Origin of the sequence: Campylobacter sp. 2352 PW, from assembly GCF_024723575.1 — a bacterium.
GTDB lineage: Bacteria > Campylobacterota > Campylobacteria > Campylobacterales > Campylobacteraceae > Campylobacter_D.
In genome coordinates this window covers 87992-104602 of sequence record NZ_JANQCX010000001.1, presented here as the reverse complement: position 1 = coordinate 104602, position 16611 = coordinate 87992, and the positions used below count along the sequence as shown (strand labels likewise).

Sequence of the window (16611 nt, the reverse complement as noted above, 5' to 3'; positions counted from 1 at the left end):
CTAAGTTAAAAAGCTTTTGACTAAATTTTGTATGAGTAAATTCCATCCATCTACAAGCACAAATATCAAAAGTTTAAAAGGCATAGAAATCATAACAGGAGGTAGCATCATCATACCCATAGCCATTAATACCGAGCTTACCACCATATCAATAACCAAAAATGGCAAGAAAAGTAAAAAGCCTATTTCAAAAGCAGTTTTAAGCTCGCTTATCATAAAGGCCGGTATTAAAACTGTTAAAGGCACATCATCTATGGTTTTTGGATTTTCTAAATTTCTAATCCTATAAAAAAGCGCTAAGTCTTTTTCCCTAGTGTTTTTTAGCATAAAATCTTTAAAAGGCTTAACGCCTTTAGCAAAAGCTTCTTCATAGCCTATTTGTTCAGCGATATAGGGCTTTATACCTTCATTGTATGATTTTGTAGCCACAGGCTCCATAATGAAAAAAGTTAAAATCAAAGCTAAGGTAACCAAGATAGTATTTGGTGGCATAGTTTGAGTACCAAGGGCTGTTCTTAAAAAAGAAAATACTACAACAAGTCTTAAAAAAGAAGTCATTACAAAAACAATGGTAGGAGCAAGAGCTAGTATAGTTAAAACTATAACTATATTTAGGGTTGTTACGAGTTGTTGTGGGCTATTTGGAGCACTAAGGCTTAAATTTACAGTTGGTATAGTTGCTTCAGCGCCTAAAAGAGCCAAGCTTGATAAAAATAAAGCTAGTAAAACCCTCAAAATATTTCCTTGGTTAAAATTAAAAGCGTTATTTTAGCAATTTTACTCTTAAAAGAATAAAAATGATTTTATAAAAATAAGAATTTTTACTTTAGCTTGTTAAAATAAGCAATAATTTTTAAAACAAAGGTAAATTATGAAAATTTCTGTGCTTATTTTGGCTGCTGGACTTGGCACGCGTATGAAATCACAAAATCCAAAAGTACTTCAAAAAATTTGCTCAAAAGCAATGATTTTACATATTTTAAAACAAGCATATAAGATTAGTGATGATGTGTGTGTGGTGCTTTCTCATCAAAAAGAAAAGGTTGAACAAGTTGTTTTAGAGCATTTTCCAAATACACGTTTTTTAGAACAAGACTTGCAAAATTTTCCAGGTACTGCAGGAGCTTTAAGGGGTTATGAGAGTAAGCATGAAAAAGTATTGATTTTATGTGGCGATATGCCTTTAGTTAAAGCAGATGATTTAGAAAAAATAGCTTTAAATGAGAGTGATTTTAATGTGGCAGTTTTTGAGGCAAAAGATCCAAAAAGTTATGGAAGAATAGTATTAAAAGAAAATAAAATTCAAAAAATAGTAGAAACAAAAGATGCAAGCAAAGAAGAACTTGCTATAAACATCTGCAATAGTGGTGTTTATGCTATAAAAGCACAAATTTTAAAAGAAGTATTGCCTTTGATAAAAAATGATAACAAAGCCAAAGAATATTATTTAACCGATACGGTTTATTTAGCAAAAGAAAAGGGCTATGAAATCGATGCAGTGTTTGTAAATGAGCAAGATTTTATGGGGGTAAATGATAAAGTAGAGCTTTGCCTAGCTCAAGATCTTATGCAAGAAGCGATTAAAAAAGAATGGATGAAGCAAGGCGTGATTTTTCACATGCCTGCGACGACTTTTATTTCAGATGAGGTTGAGTTTGTAGGTGAGTGTGAAGTATATGAAAATGTGCGTATAGAAGGAAAATCAAAAATCATTAATTCTATCATTAAAAGTTCAAGTGTGATTGAAGATAGTATAGTGGAAAATAGCGATGTAGGGCCTTTGGCGCATTTGCGTCCAAAATGCCAGCTTAAAAATACCCATATAGGAAATTTCGTAGAATGTAAAAATGCTTTATTAAATGGAGTTAAAGCAGGGCATTTGAGTTATTTGGGTGATTGTGAGATAAATGAGGGAACTAATATAGGTTGTGGTACTATCACTTGTAATTATGATGGGGTTAAAAAACATAAAACTAAAATAGGTAAAAATGTTTTTGTAGGTTCAGATACGCAATTTATCGCTCCGGTTGAAATAAAAGATGAGGTAATCATCGCAGCAGGAAGTACTGTGTGTAAGGATGTAGAAAAAGGCTCTTTACATATCAATAGAGCAAAAGTGCAAATCATAGAAGATTTTTACTATAAAAAATTAGGTAAAAAATGAAAACAATCTTACTAGCAGTAAGTGGAAGTATAGCCTTTTATAAAGCTTATGAGCTTATTTCTTTATTAAAAAAAGAAGGTTTTAAGGTTAAAGTTTTGCTAAGCTTGGGGGTTTTAAAATTTGGTACTAAGCTTAGCTTTGAAGCTTTAGCAGATGAAATTTTATGTGAAGATAATGAAAGTTGGCAAAATATTAATAATCATATAGCCTTTAGTAAGACTTGTGATTGTGTGCTTTTTGCGCCTGCTAGTATAAACTCTATTAATAAATTAAACCATGGTATAGCAGATAATTTATTTATTCAAACTTTAATAGCAGTAGATAAAAATAAACCATTTTTAATTGCACCCGCTGCAAATACAAATATGTATTTACATTTTAGTACTCAAAATTCTTTAAAAAATTTAAAAGAACAAGGCTATATTATCATTGATCCTATAGTTAAAACTCTAGCTTGTAAAGATGAGGGTTTGGGGGCTTTGGCTGAGCTTGATAGTATTATAAATGCTTTAAAAAGAAGTCTAATGCAGGAAGATTTTTTTAAAGATAAAAGTTTTATTGTAAGTGGTGGTGGCACTAAAGAAAAAATTGATGATGTAAGATGTATTAGTAATTTTTCAAGTGGAAAAATGGCAAAGGCGGTTGCTGATGCTTTGTATTTTTTAGGTGCTAAAGTAGTGTTAGTTAGCTCAGTAGAGTTTAAAACACCTTATAAATTAGAAAAATTTAAATCTTCTTTAGAATTAAAAGAAAAATTGCAAAAATACAAAGAATTTGATGCTTTAATTATGGCTGCTGCTGTGAGTGATTTTACTCTAAAAGCTTATAAGGGTAAGATTAAGAAAAATGAGCATTTAAACGGACTTGATTTAAAATTAAAGTTGAATGAAGACATCTTAAAAAATTTAGATTTTAAAGGTAAAAAAATAGGCTTTAAGATGGAATTTGATGCGCAAAATGCTTTAGAAAATGCTAAAAAATCTTTAGTTAATAAAAATTTAGATATGGTGTGTTTAAATGTCTTAAATGAGCAAATGAACTTTGGAGGTGATGAAAATAGCATTTGTTTTATCACTAAAGATAGCATTTCTCAAAGTTCTAAACAAAGCAAAGAAAAACTTGGTTTTATTTTAGCACAAGAATTAAGGAAACTTTGGTGAATATCATCAATTCAACCTTACCTGTAAGAATGCAAATTTTAGAAAAACGTGCATATAATCGCTATGTATTGCTTTTGAACACTAAAAAGCTTGAAACAAAAAGTTTGATAGAGCTTGAAGTAGGGGAGGAGTATTTAGCTGAAGTTTATGAAAATAAAGGCGTGATTTCTTTTAAAAATCTTTTGAAAAAGCCTAAAATTAGACTTTTTGAAGAAGGGGCTGAACTTATAGAAAAGCTTTTGCAAGAAGGTGATGAAAAAGCTTGGTATAAAAAATTCATTATCCAAAGACTTATGGAAAGTAAAAGTGCGTATGAGTTTGAAATTTATAAGGAAATGTTTTTTGCATTTTTTGAAGGAATTTATCATATACCTTTTGTTTATGAGGGAAATAGGACTTTGTTTGAAGCTAAGAAAAATGGAAATATTTTAGAGGTGTATTTGTATTTTGAAATTTTTGGTGCTTTAAAAATTATAATTGATAATGGTAAAATCACACGCATACAAACACCTTTTGCCAAAGTAGCGCATTTTTTAAATGAGTATTTTAAATTTGAAGTAGTTAATACGCTTAATCCTATGTTTGTTTTTAAAAGATTGATGGATATAAAGGGATAGAATGAATGAGTTAAAACATCTTGCTGTGGTAATGGATGGCAATAGAAGATGGGCTAGAAAAAATGGACTTTTAGAAAAAATTGGCTATAGTCAAGGTGCTAAGGTTGTTGAAAAAATCATAGAAGTATGTATAGATGAAAAAATTCAAAATTTAACCCTTTATGCTTTTAGTACAGAAAATTGGCAAAGACCAAAAGAAGAAGTGGAGTTTCTTTTTAAACTATTAAATAAATATCTTGATGAGTCTTTAAATAAATTTGTAGCCAATGAAGTGCGTTTTAAAGCCATAGGAAATTTAAGTCTTTTAGATGAATTAACCTTAAAAAAAATACAAAATTTTCAAGAACAAACTAAAAACTACACAAAATTATGCGTTAATTTGGCTATTTCTTACGGAGGTAAGGATGAAATAGTTAGAGCGGTTAAAAAGGTGATTGAAAAAAATCTTGAAATTAATGAAGCAAATATACAAGCAAATCTTGACTTAAGCGAGGATGTGGATTTGTTTTTAAGGGTAGGGAGTGCTAAAAGAATTTCAAATTTTTTATTATGGCAATCAAGTTATGCAGAAATTTATTTTAGTCAAACCTTATTTCCTGCACTTACTAAAAAAGAAATCGCAAATATTATTACTGAGTTTAAAAAACGCAAAAGAACTTTTGGTAAATGATATTTTTCTTTTTATTACTAGGGCTTTGTATGGGTTCTTTTGTCAATGTTTTGATTTTAAGAACGATTAATAAAGAAAGTATAATAAGTCCAAGATCAAAATGTCCTAAGTGTCTTAAAACTTTGAAATTCTATCATCTTTTTCCTTTGTTATCTTTTGTATTTTTAAAAGGTAAATGTGCTTTTTGCAAAGAAAGAATTTCTTTGATTTATCCTTTTAATGAATTTATTTGTGCGTGTTTGTTTTTCTTTGCTTTTTATTTAATCGAAGATGTTTTTCAAATTTTAATTTTTGCTTGTATGCTAGCTATGTTATTAGCGCTTTCTTGGATGGATTATTATTTAAAAGCAGTGAGTGAGCTTTGGCTTTGGATTTTATTTATTTTAGCTTTTTGTTTTGATTTTTTACAAAATGGCTTAAATTTAGAGGATTTTCAAGATAGCTTTTTATTTCACGTGTGTTTTGGGGCGGGGTTAATTTTCATACTAAAAAGTGTAATTAATTTTATTAAAAATTTTAAAAAAAGAGATGAAATTTTAGAAAGTTTAGGGGAAGGTGATGTTATAATAATAGCTTTGATTTTTGGAATTTTTGGCTATGAAAAAGGCTTTTTGATTTTATTTATTGCAAGTTTTTTAAGTCTTTTGATGTTTATAAAAATAGCCAAGAAAGATTATCAAATACCTATGATTCCTTTTTTATTTTGCGGAATTTTGATTAATCTAAGTATAGAAAGTATATTATGAAGCTAGTTTATAAGTATTTGCTTAATCAGTTTTTAAGCACAATGTTGTCTTTGTTTTTTACTTTATTTATTATTGTTTCGATTATATTTTTTATACAACTTGCTAAAATTACTGCTTATATTGAAATTACTTTTTTTGAATTAATCAAATTATATATTTATCTTTTACCAAAGATATTGATTTTTACTTTACCCATATCTTTTTTCATAGCTTTGACTTTGGCCTTTTATAGGCTTTCTAGGGAAAATGAAAGCACGGTGTTGTTTGCTTTGAGTATAGCTCCAAGCATGATAGCAAGTTTTTTTGCAAAAATTGCAGCTTTGGTAAGTGCTTTTATGCTTGTGGTGGTTTTGGTTTTTATACCTATATCTTTTGAACTTTTTGATAATTTTGTAGATTATAAAAAAATTAGCGCTAAAGTAAGCATAAAAACAGGAGAATTTGGACAAAGATATGGGGAATGGCTTGTTTTTATTGATGCTAAAAATTCTGATGAAACTTATAAAAATATCATAATGTATCATCCAAAGAAAAATCTACAAGATAAAGAACAAGTGATTTTAGCCAAAGAAGGAAAGTTAGAAACAAATGATGGGGTTATTACTTTTAAGCTAGATGAGGGAAAGGCTTATGAGATTAAAGAAGAAGATTGGCATATTTCTAGTTTTAAAAATTTATTAATTAAAAGCAAGCTTTCTTCTAAAGAATTAAATACTCAAAGTTTTTATGGGTATTGGTCTGATGTAACAAGCAATAAAGAAAAAGCAAAAGAATTTGTTATTTATATTCTTATAGCTTTATTTCCTTTAGCTAGTGTGCTTTTTGCACTCTCTTTTGGTATAGTAACTTATCGTTATGAAAAAGGTTTTGCTTATTTTGGAATTTTTGTGATTATTTTTGCTTATTTTACGCTTTTGATTAGTTTTTATAATCCTCCTTTCGTAGCTATTGCTGTGATTTTTTCAAGCTTTTTAATTACTTCTTTGTTTTATTTTAAAGCAAAAATTGCAAGTAAGTATTAATGCTTTTAAAATTAACTTTTTCTTATGATGGTTCTAAATTTCAAGGTTCAGCCACCCAGCCACATAAGCTTAGTGTCCAAGATACCTTAGCACAGGCCTTGTCGCATTTGGGTATTTATGAAAAGCCTTTATTTGCTTCAAGAACTGATAAAGGTGTACATGCATTTAATGCAGTCGCTTGTGTAAAAGCGGGAGAACATTTTAAAGATTTTGTATATTTAAAAAATAAAATCAATCATTTTGCACACCCATTTATACATATAAAGCATATCCAAAGAATGCAAGAAAATTTCCAAGTGCGTTTTGATGTGCAAAAAAGAGCATATCGCTATATTATAAGTCATGAAAAATACAATCCTTTTTTAGCTTCTTATGTACATTTTTATCCAAAAATAAATATTAAATTAGCCAAGGAAATTGCATTTTTATTTGAAGGAGAGTATGACTTTAAACTTTTTCAAAAAGAAGGCTCTGATAATAAAACAAGTATAAGAAAAATGTATAAAACTAGAGTTTATGCTTATAAAAATTACACTGTGTTTTATTTTGAAGCAAATGGCTTTTTAAGATCACAAATTAGAATGATGATGGCAAGCATTTTAAAAGTATTAGAAGGAAAAATGAGCAAAAATGAGCTTTTAGAGCAAATTAATGCTAAAAAAGCTCATTGTAGATTTTTAGCTCCTGCTAGTGGTTTATATTTGAGTAAGATTTCTTATTATAATAATGCATGATTTTTTTATGTATAAAAAATGAAAAAAGAATGATTAAAGTCCCCATACAAAAAGGTAGCAGCTCTACATCTACTCCAAAAATACTCATATTGATAAAAATACTTATAGGTATAATGGCATTATTCATCAAGGCTAAAACCCCACTATCTACTTCCGTAGAGCCTTTATTCCATAAAAAATATCCAAGTCCTGAAGCAATAGTCCCAAGATAAATCAAGGCTATCCAAGAACTTAAATTGGATGGTAAATTATTATAATCTCCAAAAAATAAAAAAGCAGGTAAGGTTATACTGGTTGCGCCTAGATAAAAATAAGCAAAAGCTTCTTTTTGGCTTAAATTTGTATTTTTTTCTAATAAAATTTTATAAAAACTTTGTCCAGCTCCAAATACTAAATTAGCCCCTTGAATAAGTAAAAAGCCATATAAAAAATTAGAGTTAATATTATCAAATTTAACTACAAAAGCACCCATAATACATATAAAAATACTTATGAAATATAAATATCTAAGATTTTTTGAAAAAAGCCCATAAAAAAGCACAACGTAAAAAGGTGTAAAAATCGTAAAAAGTGCTACTTCGCTTACACTTAAATATAAAAAAGAATGATAATAAAATAAATTCATCACGCCAAGTTGCAAAGCTCCAATGCTTATGAGTTTTAATTTTAAATGCAAATTTATCTTAAAATTTAAAAAAGGTAAAAATACCAATAAAGACAAAAAAACTTTTGCAAATGCTGCAAAAAAACTATCCATTTCTAAGGTGATAAAATGTCCAATTAATGGAAAAGAAAAAGCCCAAATAAAACTTGCTAGTAATAAACTTGGCATTTTAAAGCACGCCTTCTAATTTAAGTAAAGCCTCTTTGATAAATAAACCACCATTGTATCCACCTAAGTGATTTTTAGCTACTACTCTATGGCAAGGTATAAAAATTGCAAGTTTATTTTTAGAATTTGCATTGCCTACTGCTCTAAAAGCTTTTGGATGATTGATAAAAGAAGCAATTTCTTGATAAGTTTTAGTTTGTCCATAAGGAATTTTTATCAAAGCTTTATATACCTTTTGTTCAAATTCGCTTCCCTGAAGAGCTAGGGGAGTGCTAAAAGTAAAAAGCTTTTTGTTAAAATAAAGGTCTAGTTCTTCTAAAGCTTGTTCTAAAACAGGGTGTTTATCTTTGGTAAAATCAGGCTTATATATAGCAAAATCAACATTAATAAGCTTATCTTTATCACTTTGTAAAAGAATATAAGCAAAACTAGCTTTATAAAAACTTTGATACATATTTTTCCTTATTTAAAAGCAAGCATTGTATGAATTTTAAATTAATTAATTGTTATTAAAGCAAAAATTTAGTTAAAATAGTGATTTAATTTATATTCAAGGAAAATATTTGAAGATTTTATTATTTAGTTTGATTATAAGTTTAAATGCTTTAGCTTTGGATTATACTTGTGAGTATGTTAAGGAAAATAAGGCTGATTTTTTTAAAGAGTTTGAGCCAAAAAATACACAAGATTTTTCTCAAGTGGATTTAAATTGCGCTTTTTCTTTAAAAAATCATCAAATCACAAAAAGATTATATGAACTTGCTAATGAAATTAGAGGAAGCAATAGTGCTTGTATGGGTGGAGAATACTTTAGTGATTTGAGAAAATTTGATTTTAAATTATTAGAAATTGCACTTGATCCACAAGGCTATCAAAAGACTTTACAAGATCCTATAATACTTGAAGAAAAATTTGCAAAATTAAAAGCGTATTTTAGATATTGGGCTTATCAAAGCATTGGAAATTTTAAACTTTTTAAGGAATTTTGGAAAGAATATAATAATGCGATTAATCCTTTAACAAGATATTTTCAAAAGGAATTTAATTTAGATAAAGCAAGTGCAATTTATTTTGCTAGTAATGCTTTGAATGAATTTTTAAACTGGGCGGTTGGCGAGACTAAAATCTTTAAAGATATTTCAGATTTTGAAAAATTTGTAGCTAATAAAAATAATTCTTTAGAGCAGATTAAAGAGTATATTTATACTAAAAAAATTAGTAATTTAGAATTAAACAATGGTTTTAAATCAGCCTTGTTAAATAATAGAGAAAGTGAGATTATAAGAGAATTTATTAAATTGGGTGTAAAAATAAATGAAGGTTATGAGTCTGCTTTATTTTTTGCACTAGATAATGCAGAAAATGTTAAGCTTTTGCTTGAAAATGAAGCGGTGGTTGATTATAAAAATTCTTTTGGAAAAACACCTTTGTTTTATGCTGTTGAATATAACAACTATAAGATTGCCAAGCTTTTGCTTGAAAATGGTGCAAATGTAAATCAAAAATACATTAATGATAATGAAAAACTTTCTATTGCCAGTATGGGAAGCAATACGCCATATTTTATCACCTTATGTGCGCTTGAGCATACTTCTAAAAATATCTTTATGCATGGAGCAAATTATGCTGATGTAAAAATGCTTAAGTTGCTTATAGATTATAAAGCTAATTATAAAGAAATAGATGATTTAGGATTTAATGCTCTTGATTTTGCTATCATTGCAAAAAAAGAAGAAAATATTAAATTTTTAAAAAAACTTGGTTTAAAAGAAAATGAAAATTTGATGTTATATGAAGAGGCTAAACCATGAAAATTGCTTTAATAACAGGGGTAAGTTCAGGTTTTGGATTAGAAAGTTTAAAAGCTTTGATAGAGCTTGATTATAAGGTTATAGCCATAGCAAGACGCAAAGAAAGGTTAGAAAAACTACAAGAGCTTTATGGGGATAAAATTTATCCTATCGTGCTTGATGTTAGGGATAAACAAGCGGTTTTTACAGCAATTGAAAATTTACCTCAAGATTTACAAAATATTTCTTTACTTGTTAATAACGCAGGTCTTGCTTTGGGTTTAAATGAGTTTGATTCTTTGGATATTGAAGATATTGAAGCCATGGTAGACACTAATATCAAAGGCTTTTTATATATAGCAAGAGCTACTTTACCTTTACTTAGAAAGGCAAAAAATGCTCATGTGGTTAATCTTGGTTCAATTGCGGCAAATGTGCCTTATTATGGAGGTAATGTTTATTGTGGAACTAAGGCTTTTGTGGCACAATTTTCTAAAGCTTTAAGAACGGATTTGCGCGGAAGTAATATAAAGGTAACAAATATAGCTCCAGGGCTTTGTAAAACTGAATTTAGTGAAGTGAGATTTAAAGGTGATATTAAAAAGGCTGATGAGGTTTATGAAAATACTAAATATATTAAAGCTGAAGATATAGCAAAAATTATTACTTTTATTATTAGCTTGCCTGAGCATATTAATATTAACGAAATTGAACTTATGCCTGTGACTCAAACATGGGCAGGAACTTTTAGCGAGAAAATATAAAAACTTAAGGAAAAATATGAAAATTTTTTATTTATTATTAGCTCCTTTATTGTTATTTGCTGATGCACAAGCAAATGCAGAACTTTTTGGAGTTTGGACGCTTTTACCACCGGTGATAGCTATTATTTTAGCTTTTATTACTAAAGATGTAGTGCTTTCGTTGTTTATTGGTGCATTAAGTGGTACTTTTATGCTAGGACTTATTGAAAATAGCATTTATCATGCTATCATTGCTTCTTTTACAGGCTTTATTTCTAAAGTGGTAAATGCCATGGCAAGTCCTGGTAATGCAGGAATTTTACTACAAGTTTTAACCATAGGTGGGGTTGTAGCTCTTATTACTAAAACAGGTGGTACTAAAGCTGTGGCTGTTTGGCTTTCTACTAAAGCTAAGCAGGCAAAAAGCTCACAATTTGCTACTTGGTGTATGGGGATTTTTATTTTCTTTGATGATTATGCTAATTCATTAATTGTAGGTCCTATCATGCGTCCAGTGACAGATAAATTTAGAGTAAGCCGTGAAAAACTTGCTTTTATTATGGATGCAACCGCAGCGCCAATTACTGGTCTTGCTATCATTTCTACTTGGATAGGACTTGAAATTTCTTTAATTCGTAGCGGATATGATTTAATCGATAATGCAACTTTTGCGCATCTAGGTATAGTAAAAGAAGAAATCAATGCTTTTGAAATCTTTGTACAAACCTTACCTTATAGATTTTATAATCTTTTTATGCTGATTTTTGTTGTTTTAACTATTTATACAGGTAGAGAATTTGGACCTATGTTAAAAGCTGAGCTTAGAGCTAGAGCGGGTAAATTTTCTCATGGTCATGAGCAAATTGATAATATAGAAGATAAGGTTTTAGAGCCAAAAGAGCATGTGAAATTACAAGCTTCTAATGCTATTATACCTTTAGCTGTTTTGATTGTATTTTCATTTATAGGTTTTTATTTTAGTGGTTATAATGCTCTAGATGATGCGAGTATTAAAGCACAAATTGATGCAGCACCATTTAGTTTATTTGCTTTTAGAGAAACTTTTGGCGCAGCTGATGCTTCGGTTGTATTATTTCAAGCAGCACTTTTAGCTACCATAGTAGCTATTATTTTAGGAATGTATAGAAAAATATTTACTTTAAAAGAAGCTATTGCAGTTTGGACTCATGGTTGGAGAACTATGATTATGACTGTGATTATTTTACTTTGTGCATGGTCATTAGCTTCTGTGATTAAGGATTTAGGAACTTCTAAATATTTAATTGATTTATTTTCAGATAAAACACCTATTTACTTGCTTCCTACAGCAATTTTTATTTTTGCTTCTATTATTTCTTTTTCAACAGGGACTAGTTATGGGACTATGGGTATTTTAATGCCTTTAGCTATTCCTTTAGCTATGGCTGTTGGGGTTCATAATGAATTAAGTGGAGCAGAGTTGCACCAATATATGATTATTAATATTTCAGGGGTTTTAACAGGAGCTATTTTTGGAGATCATTGCTCGCCAATTTCTGATACAACTATACTTTCATCTATGGGAAGTAAGTGTGATCTTTTAGCTCATGTTAGCACGCAAATGCCTTATGCTTTGAGTGTTTGTGCTATTAGTATACTTTGTGGTTATTTACCGGTAGCACTAGGACTTAATGTATGGCTAGGGCTTGTTTTTGGAATCTTAGCTATGATAGCTTTACTTTTTGTAGTTGGCAAAAAGGTAGATGCATAGATGCATTTTGAAGAAAAAATTGCTTTAAATAAAGCATTGTTTTCTTCTTTATATGATAAAGAAATTCAGTGCTTTAAATCACCTTTAAAAGCTTATAGAACTAGGGCAGAATTTTCTATATATCATCATGAAAATGGGGAAATTTCTTATGCAATGTTTAAAAGTAAGAAAAAAATTCCTATTGAGAAATTTGATATAGCAGATGAAAAAATTCAAGACCGTATGCCTATTTTATTAAATAATCTAAATGAAAATTTAAAACATAAGCTTTTTGGAGTAGAATTTTTAGCTACAAAATTAGATTTAAGTATAACTTTGCTTTTCCATAAAAATATAGAGTTAATTGTACAAGATTTACAAGAATTAGCAGAAAAATTAAATCTCAAACTCATAGCAAGAAGCAGGGGTAAAAAACTTGTATTTAATGGAGAAAATTTAAGACAAGCTTTAAAAATTAATACAAATGAATTTTTATATGAGTTTAATAATGATTGTTTTATCCAGCCTAATACTTTTATCAATGAAAAGATGATTGAATGGGTTGTATCTTGCATTGGAAGTGATTTTAAGCAAGATTTATTAGAGCTTTACTGTGGTTATGGAAATTTTACCATAGCTTTAGCAAGAAATTTTAACAAAGTTTTAGCAACTGAAATTTCTAAAAAAAATATCGAATTTGCTTTAAAAAATTGTGTTTTAAATTCTATTGAAAATATAACTTTTACAAGGCTTTCTAGTGAAGAGTTAAGTCAAGCTTTGAAAAAAGAAAGAGAATTTAACCGTTTAAAAAACATAGATTTAGATAGCTTTAAAATATCTCATGTCTTAGTTGATCCTCCAAGAGCAGGGCTTGATCTAAGCGTGATTGAACTTATTAAAAATTATGAAAATATCATTTATATTTCGTGTAATCCTATCACTTTAAAAGAAAATCTTGAAATCTTGTGTCAAAGTCATGAAATTTTAAATTTAGCCTTTTTTGATCAATTTGCTAATACTCCTCATCTTGAATGTGGGGTGCATTTAAAAATAAAAGCTTAGTATAAGTTAGAATTTATACAAGCTTTGTTATTATAAAAATAGTTGATTTAATCAATTAATTTTTATAAAGGATTTCTTATTTTATTTCAAAAAATTACTTATACAAATAAAAAAATACTCTATAAAGTCAATGAAATTTTAAAACCCTTTGGATTAAAATCAAGTGATTGGAGGGTTTTTGTATATTTAAATCAGCATGGCTACAGTACTTTAGCTCCAATATGTGAGTTTTATCAGATGGATAAAGCTATACTTTCTAGAGTTGTTTCTAAATTAGTAAAACTTGAATATATACAGTTTTTAAAAGCAGATGATAAAAGAGAAAAAATCATTACTTTAAGCACTAAAGGTAAGGAAATTTTTTTAGATGCAAATGCTTATATAAGAAAATATGAAAGAAATATTTTAGATATCTTAGATGCAAAAGATCAAGAAAGACTTTTAAAATTACTTGATTATATCAATGAGAAAATTTAAAAGGTTTTTTCATGGGATTAAGTAAAAAATATAATTTATTTAATATAAATTTTTTCTGTATTTTTGGGATAAATTTTGCTATTTGTCTTGTTTTTTATATGAGTACTATTTCTAGTACAGATTATGTTTTAGGTGTTTTAAACCTTCAAACTAGCACCGCAGGTCTTATTATGGGAGCTTTTGTTATAGGCGCTTTGCTATCTAGACTTTATTTTGGTTCTATAATTGATGATGTTAATATAAAAAAGGTTATAGTGTTTTCGCTTTTGTTTTATCTTTTTATTAATTTAATGTATTTGAAATTTTATAATGTATATTTTTTGATTTTGATACGCTTTTTAACAGGGATTTGCTATGGAATTTGTTCTTGTGCTTGTGGGACAGCTATTGCTAGGATAATACCTAGCAATAAAAGAGGAGTTGGTATAGGATATTATGCTACAAGTGTTGTTTTAACTTCAGCTTTAGGTCCTTTTTTGGCCATAAAACTTGACTCTATCAATCAATTTTGGCTTAGTTTTTTAATAGCTTGTTTGAGTATTGTCTTTGCATTGGTTTTGTCTATTTTTTTAAAAGTAAGAAGATTTAAAAAACATCATCATATAAAAAGAAAATTTAGTATTTATAATTATTTTGAAAAATCAGTTTTAAATTTAGCCTTGGTAACCTTTTTGCTTGCATGCCCTTTTGGCGCTATTATAGCTTATATGAGTGCTTATACCCAAAGGTTAAATTTAGCTTTTGCTGGATCTATGTTTTTTGTGATATATGCTGGATTTTCTATGATTTTTAGACCACTTGCTGGTAAAGTGTTTGATAAATATGGTGCTAATATTGTGATGATTTTTTCCTTTTTGAGTTTTATAGTATGCTTGCTTTTACTTGCTTTTGCATTAAATTTTTATATGATTATTTTAGCTGGAGTTTTTTGTGCGTTAGGTTATGCTAATGCTACTTCAAGTGCTCAAGCTTTAGCTATAAAACTTGCACCTAAAGAAAAAATGGGCTTGGCTAATTCTACATTTTTTATAGCCTTAGATTTTGGTATAGGAGTAAGTCCTTATTTGCTAGGCATTATAGAGCCAAGTATAGGTTTTACTAATGTTTATGCTTTTTGTGCTTTATTAGTTGCAATGGCTTTGATTTTGTATTGTTTATTGGTTACAAAAAAAGCTTCTTATTAATTTGATTTTAGATACAATGCTTTAAAAAGGAAAAAGCATTGTGTGATAGTTATAAAATACTAAGTACTATGAAAAATATAGCCATCATAGGACTTAGCCCTAATCAAGATAAACCTTCTCATTTTGTAAGTAAATATTTACAAGATTTAGATTATAAAATTTTTCCCATCTATCCTAAAGAAGATTTTATTTTAAATGAAAGAGTTTATAGAAACTTAAAAGAAATCCCTTTTGAAGTTGATACGGTTGTAATGTTTAGAAAAGCAAGTTTTGCAAATGAAATTTTTGAGGATCTTTTGAGTAAAAAGATTAAAAATTTTTGGATGCAACTTGGCATTGCCAATGAAGAAATAATGCAAAAATGTAAAAAATATGGTATAAATTGCGTTCAAGATCGTTGCATTAAAATAGAACTACAAAAAGGATAATCATGGTTGAATTAAATAAAATTTATCAAGCAAAACAAAAAATTGCAGATTTTGTATTAAAAACCCCTTTTGTGCACTCTTCTTTTTTGAGTGAGTTTTTGGAAACTGATGTTTTTTTAAAATGTGAAAATTTGCAAAAAACAGGTGCTTATAAAATCAGAGGAGCTTATAATACAATAGCTAATTTAACTAAAGAACAAAAACAAGCAGGTGTAATAGCTGCAAGCGCAGGAAATCATGCGCAAGGAGTAGCAATTAGTGCTAAAAAATTTGGCATAGAAGCTGTGATTGTTATGCCTGAAGCTACGCCTTTATTAAAAGTAAGTGCGACTAAAAATTTAGGCGCAAAAGTGATCTTAAAAGGAGATAATTTTGATGAGGCTTATGCTTATGCGCTAAATTATGCCAAAGAACATCATTTAAATTTCATTCATCCTTTTGAAAATGAAAGTATTATAGCAGGACAAGGCACTTTAATGCTTGAAATGCTTGATGAAATAAGTGATTTGGATATGATTTTAGCTCCAGTTGGTGGGGGAGGTTTGATTAGTGGAGTGGCAAGTGCTGCTAAGCAAATTAATCCTGCTATAAAAGTTATCGGAGTGAGTGCTAAGGGAGCTCCTGCGATGTATGAGAGTTTTAAAAGTAAAAAAATGATTAATTCAAAAGCTGTTAGAACTATAGCTGATGGTATAGCAGTGCGTGATGTGAATAAAATTAATTTTGATATTATTCTTGAATGTGTTGATGATTTTATTCAAGTTGATGATGAAGAAATAGCTAATGCGGTATTGTATTTACTTGAAAAACACAAAATAACAGTTGAAGGAGCAGGAGCATCAGCAGTAGCTGCACTTTTGCATAAAAAAATAGATTTAAAAAATCATAAGAAAATCGGTGTGGTTTTAAGTGGTGGAAATATTGATGTACAAATGTTAAATATTATTATAGAAAAAGGCTTATTTAAAGCTTTTAGAAAAATGCTTATTAATGTTACTTTAGTTGATAAACCAGGGGCTTTAAGTGCTTTAAGTGATGCAATTAAGGAAGCTCAGGCTAATATAGTTAAAATTGACTATGATAGATTTTCAACCAAGCTTGAATATGGTGATGCAATGATTTCAATTACCTTAGAAACTAAAGGAAAAGAGCATCAAGAATTAGTTAGAAAGATACTTTATGATAAAGGTTTTAATTTTAATGAAATTTTATGATATATTAAATATAATATTTTTTAAATAAAACCAAAAAAA

The 16611-nt window shown here is 28.6% G+C and carries 18 protein-coding genes; 15 read left to right on the top strand and 3 right to left on the bottom strand.

The window, feature by feature from the left end; all coding sequences use genetic code 11:
* The gene (gene fliP, locus CAMP5121_RS00555) at positions 1-735 is read right to left on the bottom strand and encodes a flagellar type III secretion system pore protein FliP (RefSeq protein ID WP_337214491.1); all 735 of its coding nucleotides are present in this window, start codon (positions 733-735) and stop codon (positions 1-3) included.
* 136 nt (positions 736-871) lie between these two features.
* Between fliP and glmU the strand changes: the two genes are divergently transcribed.
* The 7 genes from glmU to truA are packed head-to-tail and all read left to right on the top strand — an operon-like array spanning position 872 to position 7113.
* Entirely contained in the window at positions 872-2164 is a 1293-nt protein-coding gene (gene glmU / locus CAMP5121_RS00550) for a bifunctional UDP-N-acetylglucosamine diphosphorylase/glucosamine-1-phosphate N-acetyltransferase GlmU (RefSeq protein ID WP_337214490.1), read from the top strand.
* Positions 2161-3324, top strand: coding sequence for a bifunctional phosphopantothenoylcysteine decarboxylase/phosphopantothenate--cysteine ligase CoaBC (gene coaBC / locus CAMP5121_RS00545; protein ID WP_337214489.1), 1164 nt, complete (start codon positions 2161-2163; stop codon positions 3322-3324). Before glmU ends, coaBC begins: the two co-directional genes overlap by 4 nt.
* Entirely contained in the window at positions 3321-3941 is a 621-nt protein-coding gene (locus CAMP5121_RS00540; RefSeq protein WP_337214488.1) for a hypothetical protein, read from the top strand. The genes coaBC and CAMP5121_RS00540 overlap by 4 nt, the downstream gene beginning before the upstream one ends.
* 1 nt (position 3942) lies before the next feature.
* A complete protein-coding gene (gene uppS / locus CAMP5121_RS00535) occupies positions 3943-4611 on the top strand; it encodes a polyprenyl diphosphate synthase (protein WP_263674584.1) in 669 nt (222 codons plus the stop codon).
* The gene (locus CAMP5121_RS00530; protein ID WP_337214487.1) at positions 4608-5357 is read left to right on the top strand and encodes a prepilin peptidase; all 750 of its coding nucleotides are present in this window, start codon (positions 4608-4610) and stop codon (positions 5355-5357) included. The genes uppS and CAMP5121_RS00530 overlap by 4 nt, the downstream gene beginning before the upstream one ends.
* Positions 5354-6379: an LptF/LptG family permease gene (locus tag CAMP5121_RS00525; RefSeq protein WP_337214486.1), complete on the top strand. Its 1026-nt coding sequence runs from the start codon at positions 5354-5356 to the stop codon at positions 6377-6379. The genes CAMP5121_RS00530 and CAMP5121_RS00525 overlap by 4 nt, the downstream gene beginning before the upstream one ends.
* Complete coding sequence (gene truA, locus CAMP5121_RS00520; protein ID WP_337214485.1) at positions 6379-7113, top strand: tRNA pseudouridine(38-40) synthase TruA; 735 nt, start codon at positions 6379-6381, stop codon at positions 7111-7113. Before CAMP5121_RS00525 ends, truA begins: the two co-directional genes overlap by 1 nt.
* Here truA and CAMP5121_RS00515 read toward each other — a convergent pair.
* Together CAMP5121_RS00515 and CAMP5121_RS00510 are read right to left on the bottom strand one after the other, a co-directional pair.
* Entirely contained in the window at positions 7067-7945 is an 879-nt protein-coding gene (locus CAMP5121_RS00515) for an EamA family transporter (RefSeq protein WP_337214484.1), read from the bottom strand. The genes truA and CAMP5121_RS00515 overlap by 47 nt on opposite strands.
* Before the next feature lies 1 nt (position 7946).
* Complete coding sequence (locus CAMP5121_RS00510; protein ID WP_337214483.1) at positions 7947-8399, bottom strand: methylated-DNA--[protein]-cysteine S-methyltransferase; 453 nt, start codon at positions 8397-8399, stop codon at positions 7947-7949.
* 109 nt (positions 8400-8508) lie between these two features.
* On the opposite strand from CAMP5121_RS00510, the gene CAMP5121_RS00505 reads away from it, so the two are divergent.
* From CAMP5121_RS00505 to ilvA, 8 genes are all read left to right on the top strand, one after another.
* Entirely contained in the window at positions 8509-9756 is a 1248-nt protein-coding gene (locus CAMP5121_RS00505; RefSeq protein ID WP_337214482.1) for an ankyrin repeat domain-containing protein, read from the top strand.
* Complete coding sequence (locus CAMP5121_RS00500; RefSeq protein WP_263678716.1) at positions 9753-10499, top strand: SDR family NAD(P)-dependent oxidoreductase; 747 nt, start codon at positions 9753-9755, stop codon at positions 10497-10499. Before CAMP5121_RS00505 ends, CAMP5121_RS00500 begins: the two co-directional genes overlap by 4 nt.
* Positions 10500-10515: 16 nt before the next feature.
* The gene (locus tag CAMP5121_RS00495) at positions 10516-12228 is read left to right on the top strand and encodes a Na+/H+ antiporter NhaC family protein (protein ID WP_263706314.1); all 1713 of its coding nucleotides are present in this window, start codon (positions 10516-10518) and stop codon (positions 12226-12228) included.
* Positions 12229-13269, top strand: a complete 1041-nt coding sequence (gene trmA, locus CAMP5121_RS00490; protein WP_337214481.1) for a tRNA (uridine(54)-C5)-methyltransferase TrmA — start codon at positions 12229-12231, stop codon at positions 13267-13269.
* A gap of 54 nt (positions 13270-13323) precedes the next feature.
* Positions 13324-13746, top strand: coding sequence for a MarR family winged helix-turn-helix transcriptional regulator (locus tag CAMP5121_RS00485; protein WP_337214565.1), 423 nt, complete (start codon positions 13324-13326; stop codon positions 13744-13746).
* Between the two features lie 11 nt (positions 13747-13757).
* Entirely contained in the window at positions 13758-14930 is a 1173-nt protein-coding gene (locus tag CAMP5121_RS00480) for an MFS transporter (protein WP_337214480.1), read from the top strand.
* A gap of 68 nt (positions 14931-14998) precedes the next feature.
* Entirely contained in the window at positions 14999-15358 is a 360-nt protein-coding gene (locus CAMP5121_RS00475; RefSeq protein ID WP_337214564.1) for a CoA-binding protein, read from the top strand.
* A gap of 2 nt (positions 15359-15360) precedes the next feature.
* Positions 15361-16572, top strand: coding sequence for a threonine ammonia-lyase (gene ilvA, locus CAMP5121_RS00470; protein ID WP_263663163.1), 1212 nt, complete (start codon positions 15361-15363; stop codon positions 16570-16572).
* The last annotated feature ends 39 nt before the right edge of the window (positions 16573-16611 follow it).